The organism is Streptomyces sp. MnatMP-M17 (assembly GCF_900091995.1).
Classification (GTDB): domain Bacteria; phylum Actinomycetota; class Actinomycetes; order Streptomycetales; family Streptomycetaceae; genus Streptomyces.
The window spans coordinates 1-3,132 of sequence record NZ_FMDK01000824.1 but is presented as its reverse complement, the minus strand read 5'-3'; the positions used below and the strand labels follow the sequence as shown (position 1 = coordinate 3,132).

General features: G+C 71.6%; 3 protein-coding genes. All 3 read right to left on the bottom strand.

Features of this window, described 5'->3' with window-relative positions; translation table 11 throughout:
- A partial coding sequence (gene fxsA, locus GA0115259_RS31405) for an FxsA family membrane protein (protein ID WP_093603274.1) occupies positions 1 to 596 on the bottom strand: 596 nt, incomplete at its 3' end.
- 46 nt (positions 597 to 642) lie between these two features.
- Positions 643 to 1,428, bottom strand: coding sequence for a polyprenol monophosphomannose synthase (locus GA0115259_RS31400; protein ID WP_093603272.1), 786 nt, complete (start codon positions 1,426 to 1,428; stop codon positions 643 to 645).
- A gap of 770 nt (positions 1,429 to 2,198) precedes the next feature.
- The coding region (locus tag GA0115259_RS31395) for an amidohydrolase family protein (RefSeq protein ID WP_141716769.1) at positions 2,199 to 3,132 on the bottom strand (934 nt) is incomplete at its 5' end.

Sequence of the window (3,132 nt, the reverse complement as noted above, 5' to 3'; positions counted from 1 at the left end):
GGCGGGCGCGGGCCCTTCCCGCCGTCGTCGTCCGGGCGCGGGCTCTGCTCGTCGTGCTTGATGACCTCGCCCTGTACGACCTTGCCGTCCGGCCTGCGCATACGGGCCTGCTGGAAGGCGTCACCGAGACTGCCGGGCGGAGCCGCCGCGGCCATGCGCCGCTCCAGCGACCGCTCCGCGTACCGGCTGAGCCTCGTCCGTACCGGCGGTACGAGCAGCAGCAGTCCCGCCACATCGGTGATCAGGCCCGGCAGCATGATCAGCAGGCCGCCCAGCATCAGAAACCCGTTGCCACCACCGCCGTTGGCGGGCTCCGGTACCAAGGGCTCGCCCGGGTGCTCGGCCTGCTGCCTCTGCGCCCGCTGCACGGTCTCGGTGAGATTGCGGAAGGCACGTCGGCCGGCGCGCTTGATGACCACGGCGCCGAGCACGAGCGCGCCCAGCAGCAGCAACAGCACGGTCAGCCCGCCCGCCGCGTCGGCCACGACGATCAGCAGCCAGATCTCCAGCACCAGCCAGGCGGCGATGCCCAGCGGCAGGAAAGTGCGGGCTCGGGAGCGCTTGGGAACGGTCCGGGGCGAGTGCGCGGTCGTCATACTCCCAGTGTGCCTGGGCGCGGCCCGGGACGGCGTACGGGGGTAATCAGGACGGCCGGTTCTGTGCGTCGGAACCACGGCCGAGCAGCCGGCTGGCGCGCGCGCCGACGCCCCAGGCCGTGACCCGCCAGAGCGCCTCGATCACGATGTCGCGGCTCATCTTGGAGTCGCCCAGCTCACGCTCGACGAAGGTGATGGGCACCTCCACCACATGACAGCCCGCCTCGACCGCGCGCCGGGCCAGATCGACCTGGAAGCAGTAGCCCTGCGAGGCGACGGCGTCGAGGCCGATCCGGTCCAGGGTCTCCCGGCGGAACGCCCGGTAGCCGCCGGTGACATCGCGGATCGGCACACCCAGCAGAACCCGTGAGTAGGTACTGCCGCCGCGCGAGAGCACCTTCCGTGTCGTGGGCCAGTTGACGACCCGTCCGCCCGGCACCCAGCGCGAGCCGAGGACGAGATCGGCGCCCTTCAGCGCGGTCAGCAGCCTGGGCAGCTCCTCGGGCTGGTGGGAGCCGTCGGCGTCCATCTCCACGAGGACGCCGTAACCGCGCTCGATACCCCAGCGGAAGCCCGCCAGATAGGCGGCACCGAGGCCTTCCTTGCCTCTGCGGTGCAGGACCTTGACCTTGCCGTCCTCGGCGGCCAGATCATCGGCGATCTTGCCGGTGCCGTCGGGGCTGTTGTCGTCGGCGACGAGGATGTCGGCCTCCGGCACCGCGGCGCGGACCCGGGAGACGATCGACCTGATGTTCTCCGCCTCGTTGAAGGTCGGGATGATCACCAAGGCCGTGCCGAGCGGGCCGTACCGCCTCTGACCGCCGTCGTTCACTACTGCCCCTTAATTGCCGTACGCAGGGGCACCACCATAGCGAGCGGTTGAGGGACGCAGATCACGCCCTTCTTTTTTGAGGCTCGGTTCGCCTCCGGGCGCCTTATGCCACTGTCGACGGTCGACCGTGGGCGGCCGGGACGTGTCCGTACCCCAAGGCGGCCGAGGTGACCGGAGCCCGAGTGAGGCCCATCCCGTCAGCCTGGGTTACGGAGGCGTGCCGGTCCAGCACGGACGCCGGCGAGTGAGCCGAAGGGGCGCGTCGATGCCGAAAAGGAGAGCGCGCGGAGGCCCTGAGGAACGAAGGGTCGAGCACGGTCGACCGTCGGCACCGGCATAAAGCGCCCCGGAGGCGAACCGAGCCCCAAAAAGAAGGGGGTCCCGGCGTCCTTCGGGCCGACCTGGAACCCGCTGGCTGCGGGTCGACCGAAAGCCGTTGTCTACTGAACGCCGGGCCCCACCCGGGTCGCACCCGCCGGCCGGCTGAAACCTTCCCTCGCCCCCGAGACGCGGGTGCTGGACCTGGCTCCCAGTGGCGGTGCGCCGGTGCGGCACACCGCCCCATGACCCAGCGGCGTTCGACGACCGCGTGGAGATTGCCGGACGGACGTCCTGTGGTGGACTCGGCCGAACCTACCCGCCGGTGGCCGCTTACTGTCAACAGCCGTTTGACCTGCGACGTTGGCCCGAATCACCAGGTCAGTGGGGAAGATCCGCAGGTCGCGACCGAGACCGGGAAGCACTGGTCGGCCGTACGAAATGTCCCCATGTCACTCGTTCGGTCGCACAAACACGGTTTGTCCGGCGACAACGGTCCGCAGACATACCGGCAGCGGGCGGTCCGGCGTCAGATCCGGCAGGCCCGGTGTACCCGAACGCGGGTCGGTGGACCAGCGGGCCACGCGGTCGTCGGGGGCCTGGACCACCAGTTCCTCGGTGCGCCAGATGGCATAGTCGGCCGGTGCGCCCGGCACGAGCGTACCCGCGTCGTCGCGGCCGACGGCCCGCCAGCCGCCTCGGGTGTGGGCGGTGAATCCGGCCCGTACCGAGATGCGGTGCTCGGGAGTCCGGTGGAAGGCGGCGGCCCTCACGGTGCCCCAGGGATCCAGCGGCGTGACCGGGCTGTCGGAGCCGAAGGCCAGTGGGACACCGGCGCGCAGCAGCGCGGCGTACGGATTGAGCGTACGGGCGCGCTCGACGCCCAGGCGCCGTGCGTACATACCGTCGTCGCCGCCCCAGGCCTCGTCGAAGGCGGGCTGGACGGAGGCGGTGAGGCCCAGCTCGGCGAAGGCGGCGATGGTCTCGGGAGTCAGCATCTCGGCGTGTTCGACGCGGTGCCGGGCGGCCCGTACCCGGGCGAGGCCCAGCCGCTCGGCGGCGGCCCGTAGCCCGTCGACCACCGTGCTGATCGCGGCGTCGCCGATGGCGTGGAAACCGGCCTGGAGCCCGGCCTCGGTGCAGGCGGTGACATGGGCGGCGACCGCGGCGGCGTCGAGATGGGCGGTACCGGTGTGCGCGGCGTCGTCGTACGGGTGGTGCAGGGCGGCGGTGTGCGAGCCGAGGGAGCCGTCGACGAAGAGATCACCTGCGGCGCCCGCCGCGCCGAGTTCACGGATACGCCGGGCGCCCTTCTCGTCGGTGACCGGCTCGGCCCAGTAGCCGTGGACCCGGGGGCCGGGCTCCTCGTCCGCCAGCCTCAGCAGT